Origin of the sequence: Bradyrhizobium sp. LTSP849 (assembly GCF_000938255.1) — a bacterium.
In the GTDB taxonomy this organism is placed as follows: domain Bacteria; phylum Pseudomonadota; class Alphaproteobacteria; order Rhizobiales; family Xanthobacteraceae; genus Bradyrhizobium.
Genome location: NZ_JYMR01000023.1, coordinates 318,576 through 340,297, shown reverse-complemented (window position 1 = coordinate 340,297; position 21,722 = coordinate 318,576). Strand labels below are relative to the sequence as shown.

Annotated in this window: 20 protein-coding genes; 13 read left to right on the top strand and 7 right to left on the bottom strand. The window is 63.7% G+C overall.

Going from position 1 to position 21,722, the window contains the following annotated elements; translation table 11 throughout:
• The 4 genes from UB31_RS17405 to UB31_RS17390 all read right to left on the bottom strand — a co-directional run bounded on the left by UB31_RS17405 (position 1) and on the right by UB31_RS17390 (position 3,571).
• A complete protein-coding gene (locus UB31_RS17405; RefSeq protein WP_045011728.1) occupies positions 1 to 882 on the bottom strand; it encodes an alpha/beta fold hydrolase in 882 nt (293 codons plus the stop codon).
• Between the two features lie 11 nt (positions 883 to 893).
• Positions 894 to 2,039, bottom strand: coding sequence for a pyridoxal phosphate-dependent aminotransferase (locus tag UB31_RS17400; RefSeq protein WP_045011727.1), 1,146 nt, complete (start codon positions 2,037 to 2,039; stop codon positions 894 to 896).
• A gap of 7 nt (positions 2,040 to 2,046) precedes the next feature.
• Complete coding sequence (locus UB31_RS17395) at positions 2,047 to 2,826, bottom strand: SDR family oxidoreductase (RefSeq protein WP_045011726.1); 780 nt, start codon at positions 2,824 to 2,826, stop codon at positions 2,047 to 2,049.
• A gap of 67 nt (positions 2,827 to 2,893) precedes the next feature.
• On the bottom strand, positions 2,894 to 3,571 hold the full coding sequence (locus tag UB31_RS17390; RefSeq protein WP_197090821.1) for a GntR family transcriptional regulator: 678 nt from the start codon (positions 3,569 to 3,571) through the stop codon (positions 2,894 to 2,896).
• Between the two features lie 263 nt (positions 3,572 to 3,834).
• On the opposite strand from UB31_RS17390, the gene UB31_RS17385 reads away from it, so the two are divergent.
• Genes UB31_RS17385 through UB31_RS17360 form a run of 6 tightly spaced genes read left to right on the top strand, consistent with a single transcriptional unit; the run spans position 3,835 to position 9,400 of the window.
• The gene (locus UB31_RS17385; RefSeq protein ID WP_082078555.1) at positions 3,835 to 4,698 is read left to right on the top strand and encodes an ABC transporter ATP-binding protein; all 864 of its coding nucleotides are present in this window, start codon (positions 3,835 to 3,837) and stop codon (positions 4,696 to 4,698) included.
• Entirely contained in the window at positions 4,695 to 5,486 is a 792-nt protein-coding gene (locus UB31_RS17380; protein WP_045011724.1) for a class II aldolase/adducin family protein, read from the top strand. The genes UB31_RS17385 and UB31_RS17380 overlap by 4 nt, the downstream gene beginning before the upstream one ends.
• A gap of 24 nt (positions 5,487 to 5,510) precedes the next feature.
• Positions 5,511 to 6,527 carry an ABC transporter substrate-binding protein gene (locus tag UB31_RS17375; protein WP_045011867.1) on the top strand — a complete coding sequence of 339 codons (1,017 nt, stop codon included), beginning with the start codon at positions 5,511 to 5,513 and terminating at the stop codon, positions 6,525 to 6,527.
• Positions 6,524 to 7,336, top strand: a complete 813-nt coding sequence (locus UB31_RS17370) for an ABC transporter permease (RefSeq protein WP_050044789.1) — start codon at positions 6,524 to 6,526, stop codon at positions 7,334 to 7,336. The genes UB31_RS17375 and UB31_RS17370 overlap by 4 nt, the downstream gene beginning before the upstream one ends.
• Positions 7,333 to 8,091, top strand: a complete 759-nt coding sequence (locus UB31_RS17365; protein WP_045011723.1) for an ABC transporter permease — start codon at positions 7,333 to 7,335, stop codon at positions 8,089 to 8,091. The genes UB31_RS17370 and UB31_RS17365 overlap by 4 nt, the downstream gene beginning before the upstream one ends.
• 4 nt (positions 8,092 to 8,095) lie before the next feature.
• Positions 8,096 to 9,400 carry an LLM class flavin-dependent oxidoreductase gene (locus UB31_RS17360; RefSeq protein ID WP_045011722.1) on the top strand — a complete coding sequence of 435 codons (1,305 nt, stop codon included), beginning with the start codon at positions 8,096 to 8,098 and terminating at the stop codon, positions 9,398 to 9,400.
• A gap of 1 nt (position 9,401) precedes the next feature.
• On the opposite strand, the gene UB31_RS17355 is transcribed toward UB31_RS17360, so the two are convergent.
• Positions 9,402 to 10,124, bottom strand: a complete 723-nt coding sequence (locus UB31_RS17355) for an IclR family transcriptional regulator (RefSeq protein ID WP_050044788.1) — start codon at positions 10,122 to 10,124, stop codon at positions 9,402 to 9,404.
• A gap of 93 nt (positions 10,125 to 10,217) precedes the next feature.
• On the opposite strand from UB31_RS17355, the gene UB31_RS17350 reads away from it, so the two are divergent.
• Genes UB31_RS17350 through UB31_RS17325 form a run of 6 tightly spaced genes read left to right on the top strand, consistent with a single transcriptional unit; the run spans position 10,218 to position 16,506 of the window.
• Positions 10,218 to 10,517 carry a hypothetical protein gene (locus UB31_RS17350; RefSeq protein ID WP_045011721.1) on the top strand — a complete coding sequence of 100 codons (300 nt, stop codon included), beginning with the start codon at positions 10,218 to 10,220 and terminating at the stop codon, positions 10,515 to 10,517.
• Positions 10,514 to 11,692 carry a pyridoxal-phosphate-dependent aminotransferase family protein gene (locus UB31_RS17345; protein ID WP_082078540.1) on the top strand — a complete coding sequence of 393 codons (1,179 nt, stop codon included), beginning with the start codon at positions 10,514 to 10,516 and terminating at the stop codon, positions 11,690 to 11,692. The genes UB31_RS17350 and UB31_RS17345 overlap by 4 nt, the downstream gene beginning before the upstream one ends.
• A gap of 32 nt (positions 11,693 to 11,724) precedes the next feature.
• A complete protein-coding gene (locus UB31_RS17340) occupies positions 11,725 to 12,732 on the top strand; it encodes an extracellular solute-binding protein (RefSeq protein ID WP_082078539.1) in 1,008 nt (335 codons plus the stop codon).
• Positions 12,733 to 12,736: 4 nt separating this feature from the next.
• Positions 12,737 to 13,798, top strand: coding sequence for an ABC transporter ATP-binding protein (locus UB31_RS17335; RefSeq protein WP_045011720.1), 1,062 nt, complete (start codon positions 12,737 to 12,739; stop codon positions 13,796 to 13,798).
• On the top strand, positions 13,795 to 15,432 hold the full coding sequence (locus UB31_RS17330; RefSeq protein ID WP_045011719.1) for an ABC transporter permease: 1,638 nt from the start codon (positions 13,795 to 13,797) through the stop codon (positions 15,430 to 15,432). The genes UB31_RS17335 and UB31_RS17330 overlap by 4 nt, the downstream gene beginning before the upstream one ends.
• 18 nt (positions 15,433 to 15,450) lie before the next feature.
• Positions 15,451 to 16,506, top strand: a complete 1,056-nt coding sequence (locus UB31_RS17325; RefSeq protein WP_045011718.1) for a threonine aldolase family protein — start codon at positions 15,451 to 15,453, stop codon at positions 16,504 to 16,506.
• Here the strand turns inward: UB31_RS17325 and UB31_RS17320 are convergent.
• Entirely contained in the window at positions 16,493 to 17,482 is a 990-nt protein-coding gene (locus UB31_RS17320; protein WP_045011717.1) for a Bug family tripartite tricarboxylate transporter substrate binding protein, read from the bottom strand. The two genes, UB31_RS17325 and UB31_RS17320, sit on opposite strands and share 14 nt — an antisense overlap.
• Positions 17,483 to 17,858: 376 nt before the next feature.
• Here UB31_RS17320 and UB31_RS17315 point away from each other — a divergent pair, with 376 nt between their 5' ends.
• Positions 17,859 to 20,705 (top strand): ATP-binding protein, encoded by a 2,847-nt coding sequence (locus UB31_RS17315; RefSeq protein WP_045011716.1) that lies wholly within the window; start codon positions 17,859 to 17,861, stop codon positions 20,703 to 20,705.
• A gap of 54 nt (positions 20,706 to 20,759) precedes the next feature.
• On the opposite strand, the gene UB31_RS17310 is transcribed toward UB31_RS17315, so the two are convergent.
• The gene (locus UB31_RS17310) at positions 20,760 to 21,698 is read right to left on the bottom strand and encodes an aldo/keto reductase (RefSeq protein ID WP_045011715.1); all 939 of its coding nucleotides are present in this window, start codon (positions 21,696 to 21,698) and stop codon (positions 20,760 to 20,762) included.
• Positions 21,699 to 21,722 lie beyond the last annotated feature (24 nt).

The following is a 21,722-nucleotide window of genomic DNA, read 5'->3' as shown; positions in this document are numbered from 1 at the left end:
CTACTTCGTGCGCATGATCTGGCCCGGCAGCGCGCGTGGATCGCGCGGCAGCCAATGTCCGGCTTCGACCTGGGCGATGAACTCGGCGAGCAGTGCGTTGAACGCTGCCGGCTCTTCCAGATTCAGCGTGTGACCGGTCTTGGGGAAGACCGACAAGCCGCAGGCCGGAATCGTCTTCTTCAGGAAGATGCCGGGCTGGAGGCAGTGATCGTCCTCATCGCCGACGATCACCAGCGTCGGCACCATCATCTTCTTCAGACCGTCCTCAAGGTCGTAGAACGACGGCCGCCGCGCCTGAACGCCGCGCATGGTGTTGGCGGCTCCGCGATCGGAATGGGTCGCGAGCAGATCGGCAAATTCCTGCCAGCCGCGCGGATCCTTGTTCTGGAACTGCACCCGGCTCGCGCCGAGCGCATAGACTTTGGAGAATTCCTTGGCGCCCTGCTTCTCGAAATTGTCGGCGACCTCAAGGGAGACGCCGCGAAAATATTCCTCGAACTCCTTTTCGCAGCCGTAGCCCGCACCGGCCACGGTGAGTGACAGCGCGCGCTCCGGCGTGCGCAAGCCGAAATGCACCGTGCAGAAGCCGCCCATGGAGAGGCCGACGATGTGCGCTTTCTCGATTCTGAGCGCATCGAGCACGGCAACCGCATCATCAGCGGCAATCGCCTGCGAATAGGCCTCCACGCTGTCAGGCACGTCAGACGGCGGATAGCCGCGCGCGGCATAGGTGATGCAGCGGTGGCGCCGGCTGAAGAAGCGGAGCTGTGGCTCCCAGCTTGCATGATTGCCGCCGAATTCGTGGATGAAGAGGATCGGCGTGCCCTCGCCCGCTTCTTCCACGTAAAGCTTCACACCGTCCTTGGTCGTGATCATTGTCATCGGCACAGTCCCTAGAATTGCGGCGGCAGGTCGTTGAGCATGCGCGCCTGCGCAACCATCTCCGGCAACAGCGTGCAGAACTTCTCGGCCCAGGGCTGCGGCACGGAGGTGCTGATCTTCACGAAGCGGTCGCCGAAGCGCTGCGTATGGTAGGTGCCCTGGCGGATCATGATGCCCTGCCGGCGATAGCATTCGACCAACGCCTCGGGGCGGATGCCCGCCGCGATGGTCTCCAGCACCAGAAAGTTTCCATGCGATGGCATGATCGGCAGCGCCAATCCTTCGATCGCGCCAGCTGCCTCCTGGATCATCGCCTTGTTGCCTCTATCGATGCTTCGGACCTTCTTCATCCATTCGGCCTTGACGGAGAGCCCGGCCTGCGCCGCGCGCTGGGCGATGACGCTCGCGCCGAGGACGCTCGTGGACGTCAGCGCCAATTCCTCGAACAAATCCGGGGCGGCAACGAGAGCGCCGATCCGCAGGCCCGCGAGCCCGAGCCATTTCGAAAAGCTCGTGGAAACGACGGAGCCTTCCGGCGCCACGTGAAGCGCCGGCGTGTGGCCGTCGGCGAAATCGCGGTAAGTGCAATCGTGCACCAGCAGCGCGCCGCAATCGCGCGCAATCGCCGCAAAGCTCTCGATCTCCTCGCGGGTGTAGCGGATGCCGAGTGGATTGTTGGGATCGACGAGGTAGATAATCGCCGTGCGCTCGTCGACATGCGCCTTCAGGGCCTCGGGCGTCAGGCGGTAGTTACAAGCAGGATCATAGATCGGAATCTCGATCACCTCGGCACCCTGCTGGCGCGCGAACAGGCACGGCCATTTCCAGGTCGGATCGGTTGTCACCAGGGTGGTGCCGGGCTTGCAGCGCGCGCGGCAGATCATCGCCAGCGCGTTGACGCCACCTTCGGTAACCAACGCCTCCGCACCCGGCGTGCCGAGATCGGCAACGATTGCAGCCCGCAGTGCCTCGAAGCCGAGCGGCGGAGCATAGGCATTGAACTCGCCAGCCTCGATCGAGCGCAGCATCGCCTCGCGCACGGCCGGGTGGCTCTCGATATGGTTGGTGTTCTGGCCGAGCCAATAGAGCCCCGGCGTCGCCGAGAGCTCGTCGAAATAGCGGTTGCGGACGAGCGCCGCGGATTGAGGTCCTGACATCGACGCCTCAGATCACCGAGCCGCGCGCGGCAATACCGCCGTCGATCGTCACCACGGTGCCGGTGATGTAGCCGGACCGCGGTGACGACAGGAACGCAACGAGATCGGCGACCTCCTCAGATGTCGCAGGTCGCTTGCCCGGATATTTGTCGAACAGCTCCTCCCAGCGGCTTTCGTCGCCGAGCATGTCGATCGACTTGAGCTTCATGATCTTGAGCATGCGGTCGGTCGCAACCGGTCCCGGGTTGACCGCGACGACGCGCACGCCGTGATCGAGGCTCCGGCCGCCGAGCGCCTTGGTAAAGGACATCAGCGCCGCGTTGCCGGTTGAGCCTGCGATGTAACTCGCATCCCAGTTCTCGCCGGAATTGCCGATGATGTTGATGATGACGCCGTCCTTGCCCTTCATGCGCGGATAATAGAGACGCGACAGCGTGATGTAGCCGAACACCTTGAGATCGAAGCCGCGCCGCCACGCCGCGTCATCAAGGATCTCGAGCGAACCCGCCGGGATGTCGCCGGCATTGTTGATGAGGATGTCGATGTCGCCGACCTCGGCGGCGAGCTTTTCCATCGCGGCTGTGCTCGACAGGTCGAGCGCGTGGATCGTGATCTTCACACCAAAGCGGGCTTCCAGCTCCCGCTTGGCCTTCAGCATCGCCTCGCCGTTGCGGGCGGCCAGATGCAGGTGGCACCCCTCCGCGGCGAAGAGCTCGGCCACCGCAAGTCCAATTCCTTTCGACGCGCCGGTGATCAGGGCGGTCTTGTTCGTCAGCTTAAGGTCCACTCCGGGTCTCCAGGATGCAAGCTAGATATACAAGGTCTAGCAATTTGCATACCAAGCACCCAGAAGGTCATTCGAAGGCGGCCAGGAAGTCCAGCAGGTTGTCTCCGAGCAGGTTGACATGATCCCGCATGGCGCTGTGTGCGCGCTCCGGATCATGGGCCAGGATCGCCTCCATGATCGCCTCGTGCTCGCGGATCGTATCGGCGATCCGGTTCGGCATGCGCGTCACCCGGCGGCGATACGCCGCCACCTGATTGCGCAGCTTGCGGGTCTGCTCGGCCAGGAAAGCGTTGCGGGAGGCTTCGTAGATCGCCTCGTGGAATTCCTGGTTGATGTCGTAAAAGACATCGATGTCGCTGGTTGAGCCTGCTGCTACAAGCCGCTGATGAATCTCGCCAATTTCACCACCCCAGGCCTGCGAGACGCGGCGCGCGGCAAGGCGGGCGCAAAGCCCTTCGAGCTCGGCCATCACCTGAAACATCTCGATCAGCGCCTGCGCCTTGATGCTGCGGACCGTCGCTCCCTGCCGGCCGCGCAGTTCGACCAGATTGTTGGCGGCCATCAGGCGGAACGCCTCCCGCACCGGCGTGCGCGAGACCCCGAAGCGCTGGGCGATCTCCTGCTCGTCGAGCCGGCTGCCCGGCTCGAGATGCCCCGCCGCGATCGCCCCTTCGAGCTTCTGGCGCAGGCTCTCGGCGAGCGTTATGCCGGGGCTCGGCGCCAAGGCTTCGTGCCCATTTTTCACGCGCCTGCCTCCGCTATGTGCACCAATATCCGCCATCATGTTTCTCCGACATCAATATACGTATACAAAATGGCGGCCTTATCCCAGCGAAACAGCCCATTTCCATCTTGGACACGCACGACTCGAACGCATTCGCTTCGGAGGCTCGCAAGTCTTATGCCTGATTTGCCCGGAAATCGCACTGGCACACGAGTTGCTAAGAGATTTCGATGCGGTCCGCTGTCGTATGCGAATGGCCGCCGCCATTATACAAGGACATGCCGGTGCAGGCCGCCCGCCTACCCAACCCCGGACCGACCACCGAAGCCCCGCAGGCACAGCCGAAGCCTGAGCCGCTGCTTGAAATGCGTGCGGTCAGCAAGACCTTCGGTGCCGTCGCGGCGCTGTCGGGACTTCAGGCGAACATCGCTCCCGGCGAGTTCGTCACTGTCGTCGGCCCAAGCGGCTGCGGCAAGAGCACCCTGTTCAACATCGTCGCCGGACTGGAAGAGCCGGACGCCGGAGGCATCCTGCGCTTCGAGGGCAAGAGCTGCCACGCCGCCGATCTGCTCGGCCGCGTCTCCTTCATGCCGCAGCGCGACCTCTTGTTTCCGTGGCGCAACGTCGTGGACAACGCCATCCTCGCGCTCGAGGTCGAGGGCATGCCGCGCGATCAGGCGCGCGCCAAGGCACTGAAGATGCTGCCCGAGTTCGGGCTCGCAGGTTTCGAGAAGCAATATCCCAATCAATTGTCGGGTGGCATGCGCCAGCGCGTCGCCCTGATGCGAACCTTCCTGTTCGAACGCGACCTGATGCTGCTGGACGAGCCGTTCGGCGCGCTCGACGCGCTGACGCGGGCCATGATGCAGCGCTGGCTGCTCGACGTCTGGCAGAAATACCGCCGTACCATTCTCTTCATCACCCATGACGTCGACGAGGCGATCTTCCTTGGCGACCGCGTGCTGGTCATGACCGCGCGCCCCGGCTCGGTGAAGCTCGAACAGGTCGTCGATCTCCCTCGCCCGCGCCGGCCGGAGATCGTCACTTCCCCCGAATTCATCCGTCTCAAGCGCACGCTGCTCGATGCAATCGAGGAGGAAAGCATGAAATCGTTCCAATCCTCCATCGCGCAGGAGAAGTCGCAATGAACGCGATGTCAGCGAGAGAGCCGCAACCCGCGCCGCGCGGCATCGAGCCGGCGGAATGGGATGCCCGGATCAAGCTTGCGGCCTGCTATCGCATGGTTGCGAAGCTCGGCATGGACGATCTGATCTACAATCACATCTCCTTGCGTGTTCCCGGCCATGACGATCAGTTCCTCATCAACCCCTACGGGCTGCTGTTCGACGAGATCACGGCGTCGAGCCTAGTCAAGATCGACACTGAGGGTAACAAGCTCGACGACACGCCGCACGCCGTCAACGTCGCGGCCTTCGTCATCCATGCCGCGGTCCACACCTCGAACCACGACGCGGCCTGCGTGCTGCACACTCATTCCGACGCGAGCGTCGCGGTATCCGGGCAGGAGAAGGGCCTGTTGCCGCTCAGCCAGTTCGCGATGCGCTTCTACGACAGGCAGGCCTTCCACGACTATGAAGGCGTCGCCATCGATCTCGATGAGCAGGTCCGCCTCGTGCGCGATCTCGGCCCGCACAAGGTCATGCTGATGCGCAACCACGGCATCCTCACCGTCGGCCGGACGCCGGGCGAGGCCTTCATGCTGCTCTATTATTTCGAGCGCGCCGCACGAATTCAGCTCCAGATGCAGGCCGCTGCCGCAGCCGGCGCCAAACTGGTGATGCCGCCGCACGAGGTCTGCGAGAAAGCCGCCCGCCAGTTCTGGGAGTTGCAGGGCGACATTCTTGTGCCCGGCGAGCGCGAATGGCCGGCGCTGATGCGCCAGCTCGACCGCACCGACCAGTCCTACCGCAATTGATTTTTTACCATCTGGAGCATGACCATGTTGAGCCGACGCCACGCCTTCTCAGTCCTCTCCGCACTCGCACTGGCGACCGGCGCGCTTGTCACGGCCGTGCCTGCAGCCGAGCCGCAGAAGGCGAGCCTTCGCCTGAAATGGCTGCCGCAGGCCCAGTTCGCCGGCTTCTACGTCGCGGCAGCCAAAGGCTACTACAAGGCCGAGGGCATCGACCTCACCATCAATCCGGGCGGGCCCAACCTTCTCACCGAAAATCTGGTTGCGACCGGCGCCGACACGTTCGGCCTGTCCGGCGGCACCGACAGCGTGTTCGCGGCGCGCGACAAGGGCCTGCCGATCGTTTGCATCGGCGTGTCGCATCAGATCACGCCGTTCATCTTCGTCACCCGCAAGGACGGGCCGGTAAAGACGCTCCAGGACTTCAAGGGCAAGACCGTCACCACCTGGTTCACCGGCGCCAACCATGTGCTGAACGGTATGCTGGCCAAGGAGGGCGTCAAGGCCGACGAGGTGAAGATCCAGCCGCAGCAAGTGTCGGTGACGCCGTTCGTCGACGGCAACGTCGATGTGATCACGGCGACCTATTACAACGAGTTCTACACCATCCAGTCGCGCATGCCGAAGGACAGCCTTAAAACCTTCGTCGCCGAGGACTATGGCATCACCTTCCCGCGCGACACGCTGATCGTGGCCGAGGCCACCGCCAAGGAGAAGCCGGAGCTCGTCAAGGCGTTCCTGCGGGCTTCGCTCAAGGGCTGGAAGGATGCCTTCGCCGATCCCAAGGGCGCCGTCGACACCGTGATGGCCGCAGCCCCGACGCTCGACCGCGCGCAGCAGGAGTTCATGCTCACCGAGGTGAAGCGGCTGATGACCGCCGGCGCGGCAGCGAAGAACGGCATGTTCTGGATCGACGCCGACGCAGTCAAGACCGCCCACGACTTCTTCCTGAAATACGGCGTGATCTCCAAGCCGCTCGATCTCGTTGCCGCCTATGACGCGAGCTTCATCCAGAGCGTGCCGCTGGCAGACCGGCTGCCGTGAGCAGCCCTTCGACATCGCTCGGCGAAAGCGGTGTAGCCGCGCGGCGCATGGCGATGCCGGATTGGCTGCGCAAGCTGATCCGGCTCCTGCTCGGCCTCGCCATTGCGGCGGTGATCTGGGAAGGCGCGGTGCTGCTCTTCGGCATCCGGCCCTATTATCTGCCGCGGCTGAGCACGATCCTGATGTCGATTGCGGCCACACCCCGCGCCTATGTCGACGGCTTCCTGCGCACGCTTGCCGAGACGCTGATCGGCTTTGCCGCGGGCGGCGCGTTCGGCGTGTTCATAGGCATCGCGTTCTTCCGCGTCCGCGCGCTGCGCGAGATGGTGTTTCCGATCTTCGTGGTGTCGCAGACCATTCCGGTCATCGCCTTCGGCGCGCTGGTGGTGCTGTGGTTCGGCAACACGCTACTCGCCAAGGCGATCATCGCATTCTATCTGACGTTCTTTCCGGTGACGGTGAACACGCTGCTGGGCCTCGAGACCGTCGATCCCAAGCAGGTCGACTTGATGCGCAGCTTTGGCGCCTCCAACCGTCAGCTCCTGCTGCGCTTGCAGCTTCCGACCGCGCTGCCGCAGATATTCGTCGCTCTGCGACTCGCCGCGTCGCTGAGCCTGGTCGGTGCCATCGTCGGCGAGTGGTTCGGCGACACCACCGGGCTCGGCGTGCTGCTGCTCCAGGCCATGTTTACCGAGAACGTCGTCGCGATCTGGGCGACACTGCTCGCCGCCGCCCTGCTCGGTACCGGCTTCTATGCCGTCGTCGCTGCGGTCGAGCGGCGGCTCGTATTCTGGAACGCCGAGCAATGAGCCGCGCGCTCGCCTCCCCTTCGCTCGCCGTGCAGCGTGGCATTTTGGGCGCTGTGCTTCTGATTGCGTGCTGGGAAGGTTTGGCGCGCGGACTGCACCTGCCGGCCTATGTTCTTCCAGCCGTCAGCGACATCCTCGTCGGCCTCTGGTCCAAGCGTGCAATCCTCATTGATGCTGCCGGCTATACCCTGCTCGAAGCGCTGGTGGGCTACGGTCTCGGCTGCCTGATCGGCATCGGCCTTGCCGTCGCCATCGCTTTGGCGCCGGCGCTTCGTGCCGCCATCCTGCCGCTCGCAACCGCGATCAATTCGGTGCCCGTGGTCGGCTATTCGCCACTGATCCTGCTCTGGTTCGGCATCGGCGTCAGCTCGAAGATCGTCATGGTGGCGATGGCGGTGAGTTTTACCGTCCTGCTGTCGATGCTGGCCGGGCTCGACCGTGTCGATCGCCGCGCCGTCGATCTCATGAAGAGTTTTGGCGCAAGCCGCTTTGGCGTGCTGTGGCGCCTGCGCCTGCCGACCGCGTTGCCGTTGCTGTTGGCCGGAATGCGCGTCTCGACGGTGCGCAGCGTCATCGTCGCGATCGTCACCGAAATGCTCGGCGCCCAGGGCGGGCTCGGCTGGGTGATCTACCAGGCCGTGCTCCAGATCGACTTCGTCCAGGTCTGGTCGGCGATCTTCGTGGCCTCTGCCGCGAGCCTCGCCTTCTTCGGCCTGATCGGCTTTCTCGAACGCAAGCTCCTGTTCTGGACATGATGCCATGAAACGTCAGATGCATCTCGGCCTGTTCATCCTGGGGACCGGCAGCCACGTCGCGGGCTGGCGCTATCCCGGCGCGGTGGACAGCTTCCAGGATTTCGCCGCGATCCAGGAGATCGGCCGCACCGCCGAGCGCGGCAAGTTCGACCTGATCTTCATGGGCGATAATCTCTATGCCGACGCCAGCGCGCATCCTTCCTATACGTTGCGACTGGAGCCGCTGACCATGCTGGCGGCACTTGCCACCTCGACCAGCCATGTCGGGCTCGGGGCCACGGTGTCGACGACTTACAGCGATCCGTTCTCGGTCGCGCGCGTGTTCGCCTCGCTCGATCATATCAGCCAAGGTCGCGCGGCGTGGAATGCGGTGACGACGGCCAATCCGGCGACCGCTGCCAATTTCGGCACCACCCATCCCGACCACGCCCGCCGCTACGAGATGGCCGGTGAATTCCTCGACGTCGTGAAAGGCCTGTGGGACGGCTGGGCTGATGACGCCATCGTCGCCGACCGCAGCAGCGGCCTCTACATCGATCCGGCAAAGTTGCGTCCAATCGACCATGACGGCCCATTCTTCAAGGTGAAGGGTCCGCTCAACATCGGCCGCACCCCGCAAGGCCGCCCCGTCGTGCTCCAGGCCGGCGGCTCCGAGGCGGGACAGGCGCTCGCCGCACGAACAGCGGATATCGTGTTCTCTGTGGTGCAGGACATCGACGAAGCCAAGGCCGGCTACGCGTCATTGAAAGATCGTCTGCCGGCGTTCGGCCGCAAGCCGGAAGACGTCACGGTGCTGCCGGGTGTCATGCCGATCGTCGGCCGAACCGACAAGGAAGCGTTCGAGAAGCTCAACGTGCTGCAGAGCTTCGTCAGCGGCAGCAACGCAATCGCCATTCTCTCCGACCGCTTCGGCCGCGACATGTCGGCCTATGATCTGGACGGACCGGTTCCGGACATCGCGCCGTCCGACAGCTATCACAGCTTCGCCAGCGTCATGCTTGCCAAGGCGCGCCGCGAGAACATGACGCTGCGCGATCTCTACAATCTCACCGCGGCCGCACGCGGCCATTGGGTGCTGTGCGGCTCGGCCGAACGAATCGCGGATACGCTGCAACACTGGTTCGAAGACCACGCGGCCGACGGATTCAACGTAATGCCGCCCTACTTCCACGAAGGATTTGAGGATTTTGTAGAGCTCGTGGTGCCCATTCTCCAGGAGCGTGGACTATTTCGCACAGACTATGAAGGGACGACGTTGCGCGATCATCTTGGCCTTGAGCGACCAGCGAATCCGTTCTTCGAGGATTAAGCTAGTCGGCCGATGGCAGGCTGATGATCCGCGGCGTGCCGATCTCCCGGGGCAATGGCGCACCGAGCAAGAGTGAGAGCCGATGCGATGCGTCGGTGAGAAGGGATGCCAGCGCCTGGAGGTCGGCCCGGCGGATACGTTCGACTGGGCCGCTCACGGTCATGGCACCGACCAGCGCTCCGTCATGGCCGAAGACGGCGGTGGACAGGGAGGCCGTCACAGCGTCGTAGACACCGGAACTGACGAAGACCTGCACACCGTCATCCATGCGGTCTGCCCAACGGGCCGTCCTCAGCACCTGGCCCGTCGAGGTCAAATCGAGCGGCGCGAGATTTGTGGGCCGTGCGACGTCGCGGACGAGTTGGGGCGAATCCACCCGAAACAGGCAGAGCCGGCTGTCGCGTTCGCGCACATGGAACGCGCTGCTCTCCAAGGTGTCCTGGCTCAGCCGCTGAAGGGCCGGCAGCACGTGCTGTTCGAGATTGAAATTGGCCCGATATGTGGTGCCGAGCTGGAAAGTCTTCGCGCCGAGTGCATAGCGCCCGTCACCCAAGCGGACGAGGTAGCCGGCTTCGTCCAACGACACGAGCGAGCGCATCACGGTCGGCTTCGCCAAACCCGTGATCCTGGCGATGTCCGCAAGGCTGCGTGACCCGGCTCCTGCGAAAGTATCCAGAATCGCCAGCGCGCGTTGCACGGCGGCGACCCCTTGTGTCTTGGGCATCGAAATCCCTGCCTGCCGATTTTCGGTTGACCTCGGTCTACCACCGTTACACTATGCGTAACGGCGTTCCATTTTCAATGGGGTTCGATAGAGATGGCCGGGCGCACGATCTCCGAGAAGATCCTCGCTCGAAAGTCCGGGCAGGATGCGCGCGCGAGGGATCTCATGGTCTGCGCGGTCGATTGCGCGCTCGGCATCGACGGGTCGGTCCTGATGGCCCTCGACTATTTCAAGGCGATGGGCAGAGAGACCGTCCGCGATCCCAAGCGGTTTGGCATCACACTGCACGAGGCCGGCGAGGGAATTCGGTCATCAGCTCATCGTCGAAACAGCTCGCGCTCTGCCACCGGCCTCTTTCCCCACATGCGTCAGAACGGTGACTTCAAGCTATGACAACGAACGACACTCCATCCGCCATCGCTTCGATGGGATACCGTCTTCGGCTTCCCGGCCCAACCGAAGTCCCCGAACGCGTGCGACAGGCGATGGCCCGCGTGATGGTCAGCCACCGCGGCCCCGAGTGCCGGACTGCGATTGGCGAAGCAGAAGAGATGATCCGCCCGGTTCTGGGCACGACGAACCGTGTCCTGTTCTTTGCCAGCTCAGGCACCGGCCTGATGGAGGCCGCGCTCGTCAACGTGGTCGAACCCGACAGCAGGATCCTCGTGATCGAGCACGGCCAATTTGGCGAGCGCTTCACCTCGATCGCCAAGGCCATGAACATCACGGTCGACACGGTCCCCATCGCGTGGGGTCAGGCGATCGATGTCGCTGCGGTGGAGGCCCGGTTGCGCGAGCACGCCTATCGGGCCGTCGTCGTCGTGCACAATGAGAGCTCGACCGGGATCGTGGCCGATCTCGCAGCGCTGGGCGCACTTGTGCGCGATAAGCCAACGCTGCTCATCGCAGATTCGGTGAGCGGTCTCGGCGGCATCGCGATGCGGCAGGACGAATGGGGCGTCGACATCGTGGTCTCGGCCTCGCAGAAGGCCTTGATGTGCCCGCCGGGCCTTGCTCTTGCCAGCGTAAGCGCCAAGGCATGGCGCGTGATCGAACAGGACGTCGGACGATCGGTCTTCTATTGGGATTTCGGGCGAGCGCTGAAATCCGCGGAGCAGAACGAGACCGCGTTCACGGCACCGGTGAGCCTTATCTATGGCCTGCGCGAAGCCTTGACGATGATGCACGAGGAAGGTTTCTCGAACGTGCTCGCGCGCCACAAGCGGCTCTCCGGCGCGCTGCGCGCCGGCGGCGCGGCGCTCGGGCTCGCCGATTTTTGCAATGATGGGCTGCGCTCGAATACGGTCGTGGTTTTCAAGGTCCCTGACGGGCTTGAAGGGGGAGCCATCGTGCGGCAGCTCTACCAGGATCACCGCACGGTGATCGCGGGCGCCCGTAACCGTCTCTCCGGCCGTGTCATCCGGTTTGGCACGATGGGTGCTTTGAGCGACGGGACCATTTTGACCGACCTTCTGCATCTCGAAGACGCGCTCACGAAGCTCGGTCTGAATATCCAGCACGGTGCAGGACTCAAGGCAGCCGCCGAACACCTCGCCGGCACCAAATGAACAACGGTTAAACCGACAAGGGCGAAACCACCATGAGATGTCCTGCCTCCGTCCTCGCCCGAGCAGTGACGCTCGCGGCATCGCTCCTCGCAGCCGGGTCGGTATGGGCCCAGCAGAACGTCGTGCTCTATTCGGCAAACGACGACACCGTGAACAAGCTTGTCAGCGACGGCTTCGCCAAGGCGACCGGAATCAAGGTCGACGTGGTGTCGACCGGATCAGGGGTCCTTGTGCGCCGCGTCGCCTCCGAGGCCGCCAATCCACAGGGCGACGTGATCTGGGGTGTCAATGCGACGATCCTGCGGCTGGCCAGCCCCTACCTTCAGGCCTATCCGGCCAAGGGACGCGAAGCCGTGCCGGCCCAATTCCGTGATCCAAACGATCTCTGGTTGGGCACGAACATCCAGGTCGTTGTGATCGGCCTGAACACGAAGGCGATCGACAGCGCCGGCGGGCCCAAATCCTGGGCCGATCTCCTCGACCCGAAATGGAAAGGCAGGCTCGCTTTCACTGACCCGGCCAATTCCGGATTCTCCTATGCGGCCGCCACCACGCTTCTCTCGCTGTGGGGCGAAGGAGACGCGGCGTGGACGAAGATGGGTGAGTTGCTTGGGAATGCGAAAGTCCTCAACCGCTCGACACAGGTCTTCGACGGAGTAGGCAGCGGCGAGTATCCGCTCGGCATCACCCTCGAATATGCCGGCTTCCTGTGGGCCCATAATGGTGCGCCGGTGGGCGTCGTCTATCCGCCCGAGGGCACTTACGCGGGCGTCGAAGGCGTCGCTGTCCTGAAAGGGGGACCAAACCCGGAGCCGGCCAAAAAGCTCGTTGACTATCTGGCCAGCAAGGAAGTCCAGGAGATGTTGCTCAAGGCGACCTTCCGGCGCCCTGCCCGTCAGGACATCGAACTGGATGCCCTCGCGGCCGGCATGCCGCCGTTCGCGGTGATCAAGGTGCTGCCCTACGACGACGGCAAATGGGAAGCGGCCCGGCGCGAGACGCTCGCGCGGCTGAAGACCACGATTCAGAACACGCGCTGATCTGATGACCTCGATCCGGATCAAAAACCTGACCCGCACCTTCGACACGGTGCGGGCCGTGGATGACATCTCACTCGACATCAAGCATGGCGAGCTGTTCACGCTGCTTGGGCCTTCGGGCTGCGGGAAGACGACGCTGCTGCGCATGATCGCCGGCTTTGCCGATGTTGAATCCGGCTCCATTTCCTTTGACGCGCGGCGCATCGATGGCCTGCCCGCACATCGCCGCGACATCGGCATGGTGTTTCAGAACTACGCGATCTTCCCCAACCACACCGTCGCCGGAAACGTAGCCTACGGGCTGAAGGCCAGAAATGTCCCGGCGGCCGAGATCAAGTCGCGTGTCGACAAGGCGCTCGAGCGGGTGCGTCTCGCCGGCTACGGTCCACGCTCACCGCATCAGCTCTCGGGCGGTCAGCTGCAACGCGTGGCAATCGCGCGCGCGCTCGTGATCGAACCCGCAGTGCTCCTCTTCGACGAGCCCTTGTCCAATCTCGACGCGCAGCTACGCACCGAAATGCGGATCGAGATCCGGCAACTGCAGCAGGCGCTCGGTCTGACCGCGATCTACGTAACACATGATCAGGAGGAGGCGCTCGCCATTTCCGATCGCATTGCCGTCTTGCGTCAGGGCAAGGTCGAGCAAGTGGACACACCCGAGCGCATCTATCGAACGCCGCAGACTGCCTTCGTGGCCGAGTTTCTCGGCTCGACCAATATGGTGCCGGGCATCGCAGGCGCTTTCGACGGCCGCAATACGCATGTCGCGGCAGCCGGCACGGAGTTCGCGGTCAGGGGCGAGATCGCCCCACCAGGCGCGCCGGTCCTGCTGTCGCTCAGGCCGGAGGCCTTGCGGCTGGGAGACGGCTCCGACGGCCCACGCATTCAAGCCCATTTGACGCTGCGTGAATTTCTGGGCCCGATGCAGCGTCTTCACGCAACCCTGCCGGACGGCACCCAGATTCGGATCTCCGCGCTCGGGGCGCAGGCGTTCGATGTCTTGCCTGGCGCATCGCTCGCCCTTGCCTACGACCCTGCCCAGATCAAGGCGTTTCCCTCGCCATGAAACGCTTCGCCACCATCGTGACGCTGGCCGCCCTGGTGTTGCTCGCGGTTTTTCTGCTCTACCCGCTGGCGCTCGTCCTTGATGCCAGCATACGGATCGACGGTACGGGCGGCCTGACACTCGGGAACTACGCGGCGATTGTAAAGAGCCGCTACTATCTCGGCAGCATCGGCAACAGCCTGCTCGCAGCCGCGCTTGCGACCGTCTTCGCCTGCGCCATCGGCATCCCGCTCGCCTTCTGCCTCGCCCGGATCGACGTCCCGGGACGTGCGCTGCTCCTGACACTCGCGAGTCTGCCGCTGGTCCTCCCCTCCTTCGTCAGCGCCTACGCGCTGGTGCTGCTGTTCGGCCATGCCGGCGTCGTCACCACGGCTTTGCGGGGGATCGGCATCCCGATCGGCTCGATCTATGGCCTGCCCGGCATCGTCATCGTATTCACATTGACGCTCTATCCGTACGTTGTCATGCCGGTCCTGGCCGGTTTCCAGGCCGTCGACGCCTCGATGGAAGAGGCAGCGCGCAATCTCGGCGGCTCACGGCCCTATGTGATCCGCACCGTATTGTTGCCGATCGTGATGCCGGCGATCCTGGCCGGGGGACTCCTGGTCTTCATCGAGGCACTGGAGAATTTCGGCGTGCCGGCGGTGCTGGCCGAAGACCGGCCGTTCCTTGCCATCGACATCTTCAAGCTGTTCGCCGGTGAATCTGACGCGAACCCCGCTGCGGCGGGCGCGCTCAGCGTGCTCCTGATCGCTTGCACGGCGCTCACGCTTCTCGTTCAACGGCACTATCTCGGCAAGCGTCGTTTCTCGACCAGCGCCCGCAGCGCGCCCGCGAAACTGCCGCTGACGCCAGGACTGCGGCTTGCGGCTACGACCGTGAGTTGGGGCATCGTCATCGTCTCGCTGCTGCCTTTCGCAGCAGTCTTGATGGTCTCCGTCCTGCGCTTCCGCGGCCCCGTCCTGACCTGGGAGCTGGGATTGAGCAATTACGCCACCCTGCTGTCGGGCTCCTATCGGCCGCTGCTTAACACGCTCACACTCGCCAGCATCGCGGCCGTCGCAACCATGCTGATCGGTGCTCCGATCGGCTATGTCGTAGCCCGACATCGCTCCCGCTTGTCGGGGTTGCTCGACTTCATCGGCATGGTGCCGTTTGCGGTGTCCGGTACAATCCTGGCGATCGGGCTCATCATTGCGTTCAACAGCGGTCCTTTGGTTCTGACGGGCGGCTGGCTGATCCTGGTCATCGCCTATGTCGTCCGCAAGCTGCCCTTCGCGATCCGGTCATCTTCGGCCATCGTACATCAGCTCGATCCCTCGCTCGAGGAGGCCTCGATCAATCTTGGAGTGTCGCCGACCACAACCTTCGCAACCCTGACGGTGCCGTTGATGGCGAGCGGCCTTGTCGGCGGGCTGGTGCTCGTCTGGATCACGGCGGCATCCGAGTTGAGCGCGACCATCGTCCTCTATGCGAGCGGCTGGGTCACCACGACCGTTGTCATGTACCATGCCATTGAGGGGACGGGCGCGGGGCTTGCGGCTGCCGCGGCCGCAGTGCTCATTCTCGTCACCGCAATCCCCTTGCTTCTGATCAACCGGCGCTTAAACCGGCAACAAACAACCGTGATATGATCGCTAGGACAAGACCGTATGAACGACGCAGCCCGGACGCTCCCGAATTTCCGCAGCGACAACGTCGCGCCGATCAGCCCCGAGATACTGCAGGCGATTGCCGAGGCCAACCGCGGCCCGGCCGCCTCTTACGGTGACGACGAGTGTTCGAAACTGTTGAACCGTCGCTTCTCGACACTGTTCGAGACCGAGGTCACTGTATTCCCCGTCGCGACCGGCACGGCGGCAAATGCCCTGTCACTCGCGGCCTGCACGCGGCCCTATGGCGCGATCTATTGCCACGAGGAGGCGCACATCCACACGGCGGAAGGCGGCGCGACCGAAGCCTTCACAGGCGGCGCGAAGCTCCTCACCCTCCCCGGCCGGCACTTTCGGATCGAGCCGGCGATCCTGCGCGAGGCGCTCGCCCGAACGGCCTGGGGAGTCCGCAATCGCTCGCAACCCGATGCGGTGTCGATCACCCAGGCCAGCGAATTCGGGACCATCTACTCTCTCGCTGACATCGCCGAGATCAGTGCGATCGCCCGCGACAAGAATCTGTCGGTGCACATGGATGGCGCCCGCTTCGCCAACGCGCTGGCGCGGCTCGGCTGTCACCCGGCCGACATGACCTGGCGGGCCGGCGTCGATATCCTGTCCTTCGGAGCGACCAAAAACGGGGCGATGTCGGCGGACGCGATCGTGGTGTTCGACCAGGACCTCGTTGAACCCTTGTCCTATCGGCTTCGCCGCGCTGGCCAGACCTGGTCGAAGATGCGCTATGCATCTGCGCAGCTGCTCGCTTACGTCGAGGATGGCCTCTATCTACGGCTCGCAGCAAAGGCCAATGCCGTGGCTGCGCATCTTGGAGCGGGTCTTGCCGCGCTGCCCGACGTTCGGCTCGATGCGCCCGTGGAAGCTAATCTGGTCTTCGTCAAGCTGCCCGCTTTGGCTATCACCAGGCTTGCCGCGAGCGGACTGCAATTCGCGCGACGAGGCCAAGAGGTGATCCGTTTCGTGGCCCGCTTCGACAGCACAGAACAAGAGGCGGACGAGGTCATCGCGCTCGTCGAGCGTGCGCTCACAACGACTTGAGCCCGATCGACTTGATCACGGGGGCAAGGCTTGTCGATGTGGCGTCGACGATGCGCTGGAATTTGTCCGGGCTCGAATCGCTGTCCGGCTCCATGCCCTGCGCGCGATAATTCGCCTGAAGCTCAGGATCGGCCATCGCCGCCCGTGTCGCCTGCGCAATCCGATCGATGATCGCATCCTCGGTCATCTTCGGTGCGAACAGGCCGAACCATCCCTCATATCTGAGATCCGGCATGCCCGATTCAATTGCAGTCGGTATGTCCGGCGCGCCGCTCAGCCGACTGTCGGTCGTGACCGCGAGCAGCCGTATCTTGCCGGCCCGGTTCAGTTGCTGCAATTGAACCGACATGACGGCAATGATGAGAGATATCTGGCCGCTGACGAGGTCGTTGGTGGCCTGCGATATCCCCCGATAGGGAACGTGGACGATATCCAGCGCGCCTGCCTGCTGCTTGAACAACTCGCCGACGAGGTGATTGCCGGTGCCGATGCCGGGCGTCCCATAGGACAGCGTGCCGGGATTGATCCTGGCAAAGGCGATCAGGTCTCGCAGATTGGTCGCCGGCACCGAGGGATGGATGGCGAAAACCAGCGCACTGTTGATCAGGCGATAGATCGCCCGGAAATCGCCGATGGAATAAGCCGGATTTGGCGTCGTCAGCGGAATGATGATTTGCGTGCTGCCATTTCCCAGAAGCAGCGAATAGCCATCGGGCTCACCGCGCGCGACGGCCGTGGTGCCGATCGCACCACCCGCACCGCCGATGTTTTCGACGAAAGTCGGACCGAGCTGCGATGACATTCTCTCAGCCCAGGGACGTCCGATCTGGTCACCCGAGCCGCCCGCTGCATACGGGATCACCAGGCGAATGGGACGCGATGGATAATCTGCGGCCCTTCCGCTGCGTGGAATCCCGGCAAGCGTAGCTGCAAACGCGGCCGCATTGACGAATTGTCGGCGCGAGAGGGAGGGCATGTCCTGTCCCGAAAGTCGTGAGCTTTGATCAGAGGCGGGACCGGCTCCCAAACCTCCATTCGCAGCTGTACGCGGCCATCGTCAATGGCACGCGCAATCGGTGAGATGACCACGGCTTACGCGCAAAGCGGAAATCACCACCCGTTTTGCGGCATGCTCCCCTGCGCGGGGCAGACAGCTACGCGAACCGCGCTGCTTCGGCTGCCGACTTAAGCCATTCATCCGCAAGCGATATTTCCGTCTATGAAATGCGGATCGAAGCAACCGGCAGCGGGCCAGCAGCCGCCCCCGCTGCTTTCGTCCAGTTTACTCACCGCCTCGATCTGCTAGACCGAATTCAAACATTTTTGACTCCCTGCCGAGGGGGCGATGGCGCGTGCCAGCCGATAACAACCATGACTCGGCCATTTCTTTTGGGCCATTTCGACTTTTTTCCAAGTCCCGACTCTTGGAGAAGGACGGCGCACAACTTCACGTTGGCGGTCGCGCGCTCGACATCCTCATCTTCCTGGCCGAGCGTCCCGGCGAAGTCATCGACAAGCGGGAGCTGGTCAAACGGGTCTGGGCCGACGTGAATGTGGACGATGGCAGCCTCCGCTTCCACATCGCAGCGCTGCGCAAGGCACTTGGCGATACCGGCAAGTCGGCCCGCTATGTCGTCAATGTCCCCGGCCGTGGCTATTGCTTCGTCGCGTCGCTCACCCAGACTGTACCTGCGGTCCAGCCCTCCCCGGTCGATGTCCCCCTCTCCCGCTCGCTTCCCCCTCCGCTCGCCCGGGTGATCGGCCGAGACGACGTTATCGAGAAGATTTCAACCGGGCTCTCGCTGCATCGTTTCGTCACCGTGGTTGGCCCCGGCGGCATCGGCAAGACCGCAGTGGCCGTGACCGTGGGCCATCGCCAGCTTGCCCATTTCGACGGACACATCTTCTTCGTCGACTTCGGACCGGTGAGGAAGCCTGAGCTCGCGGCAATCACCATTGCATCGGCACTCGGGCTCGCCATCAACGCGGAGGATCCGGTCCCGGCCCTGTTGACACATCTCCAGGCGAAATCGACGCTGCTGATCTTCGACAGCTGCGAGCACGTGTTGGAGACCCTTGCGCCGCTCGTCGAACGCCTCGTTCGCGAGGCGCCACGATTGCATGTGCTCGCCACCAGCCGGGAATCCTTTCGCAGCGAAGGCGAACGGATCTTTCGGCTGTTTCCGCTGGATTGTCCGCCCCGGCGCGACGACCTCGCCGTGGCCGAAATCCTGTCCTATCCCGCAGCCCAGCTTTTCGTCGAACGTATCGCGCAAAGCTCCGGCCCGTTTCAGCTCAGCGCGGAAGAGGCGCCGCTCGTTGCGGACATCTGCCGCCGTCTCGACGGCATCGCGCTTGCGATCGAGCTCGCCGCGGGGCGCGTCAATGCGTATGGAATCGCGGGCACGGCCTCCCTTCTCGACAGCCGCTTTTCGCTGCAATGGCGCGGGCGACGCACGGCCATTCCGCGACACCAGACGCTCAGCGCCGCGCTCGACTGGAGCTACGATCTCCTTCCCCCATCCGAGAGCGCCATCCTGCGAAGATTATCGGTCTTCGTCGGACCGTTCACGCCGGAAGCGGCTGCCGCCGTCGCCTCCGGCGATGGGCTCAGTGCGTCGGAGACCATGGAGGCGATCGACAATCTCGTCACGAAATCGCTGATCGCGCCGTCCGGCGCGCGGGCGCTGCGCTATCGCCTGCTGGATACCACGCGCACCTACGCGCTCGGGAAGCTGAACGAGGTCGGCGAAGCGAAGCCGATTGCGCAACGACATGCCGAATATATTCGGGACCTGTTCGAACGCGCTGAATCCGAGACCTCCTCTCCGCTATCCGACTGGCTTGGAACCTATGGCGCGGAATTGGACAATCTGCGCGCCGCGCTGGATTGGGCCTTCTCACCCGATGGCAACGCACAGCTGGGCATCGCGCTGACGGCGGTCGCGGTCACGCTCTGGGTACGCCTGTCGTTATTCGCCGAATGTCGCGAGCGCGCCAGAACGGCGCTTGCCGCGCTCGGAGACCCTGCCAGTGGCGACGAGCGGGTGCGCATGCAGCTCCTGGCGGCGCTGGGCTGGTCGCTGATGTACGGCGACGGCCGGGCACGCGAGGCCCGCCCGATCCTCGAGGCCACGCTCGAACTGGCTGACAGGCTCGATGACAAGGATTTCCGGCTACGCGCACTCTGGGGCTTGTGCATCGACCAGTTCAACAACGGGGCGTTCGGCAAGGCACGCGCGCTCGCCGATCGTTTCACCGAAGCCGCCGCGGGTTCATCCGACAAGACCGACCTCATGCTGGCGGACCGGCTCATGGCGGTTGCGTTGCATTATCTCGGCGACCAGAACGAGGCGCGGGTCCGCATCGACCGGGTGAATGCATCGCTGCATGTGCTGGCCGAGCGGCCAAAGATCTTTCCGCTCGATCTGCGGATATCGACGCAATATTTCCGCGCCCGTGTCCTGTGGCTCCAGGGTTTTGCAGATCAGGCCCTAACGCTCGCCGAACGGAACATCCACGAAGGCCGTGCCAACGGCCACGCGCTGACCTTCTGTAGCGTGCTTGGACAAGCCGCCTGCCCGATCGCCTTCCTGGCCGGGGATTACGATGCCGCCGAACGCTATGGCACCGAGTTGCTCGAACATGCCGAACGCCACGCGATACGGCTCTGGAGTCTATGGGCGCGCGCTTTCAACGCACTGGTGATCGCCAGACGCACGAACGTCGAGACGGGCCTGCCGCTCCTGCGCGACGAGCTCAATCGCGCCGGCGATGCGCGCTTCCTGCCGCGCTTTCTTCCCCTGCTCGGTGAACTCGCGGCCTGTTTCGGACAGGCCAACCAGGTCCATCACGGCTTCGACACGATCGAGAGTGCGCTGGCGCGCTGCAACGACAGGCAGGAACGCTGGTATCTGCCGGAGCTGCTCCGCATCAAGGGCGAGCTGATGCTGAAAGAGGCACCGCACTCGCAAGCCGCTGAAGCCTGCTTTGACGAGGCCATGGATCTGGCAGCACAGCAGGGCGCGGGCTTCTGGCAGTTGCGATGCGCGATCAGCATTGCGCAGTTCAGGATTGGACGAGACCAGCGTACAGAGGCGCTCACAATTCTTGAGAAGGTATGCGGGGCGATGACCGAAGGATCCGACATCGCCGACATGCGGATCGCACGCAGCCTGATCGCGCAACTGCGGACCTGATCCGAGTGTGAGCGCCGCGTCCCGGTCGCGGAACACGGCTCAGCAATGCTCGGTTCATCCGGCGCGAGGAATAAATCCGGGCACGCCGGTCTCGACCACTGTGTTGAACCTGATGTTCGTCGTGATCTGGTCCTGCATCTCCCGCATGGCGTCTTCGGGCAAGGCCGAGATATCGAAGTTCTCCTGGATGCGCCGAGGATTGGTCGAGGTCGTCAGGAAAGCGGTGCCGCGCTGGACGGCCCAGGCCAGCGCTATCTGAGCCGGCGTCTTGTGCAGGCGCTCGGCGATGGCGGTGATCACGGGGTCAGCGAGGAGGTTCGGCTTCATGGCGTGTCCCAGCGCTGCAAACGCCTGCAAGACAATTCCATGTTCGCGACAGAAGTCGAGTAGTTCCCATTCGGGAAGATATGGATGCGATTCGACCTGCACCATGGCAGGCCTGATCCGCGCGACCGCAACGATCTCGCGCAGCTTCTCCAAGGTAATGTCCGACAGGCCGATCGCCTTGCAGTGCCCCTCGTCGACGAGGCGCTCCAGCGCGCCCCATGTCTCCGCCAACGTCACGCCTGAATCATAGATCACGTGGCCACTTCCATCCCGCGGGTCCTGCTCGTCGCCGGGTTGAAAGGCAAAGGGCGTATGGATGATGTAGCAGTCGATATCGTCGAGTTGCAGCCGCCGGCGACTGGCGTCGAAGGCAGGCTTGACCCGCTCCGGCCGATGGTTGGTGTTCCATAGCTTCGTCGTCACGAACAGATCCTGGCGCTGAAGAGTCCCCGCCTTGAACGTCTCTTGCAGCGCATCGCCCACGGCCTCCTCGTTGCGGTAGCGCTCTGCACAATCAAGATGTCGAAATCCCGCCTCCAATGCAGCCTTGGTGGCCTGCCTGGTCACGAGCGGATCCGGAATGAGCGTGCCAAATCCCACAGCGGGAATCGTCCCCGATCCATGGGTTGGAATCCTCGTATAGCGAAGCGAATCTGACGTCGTCATGCTGCTGCTCCTTTGTTTGTCCTC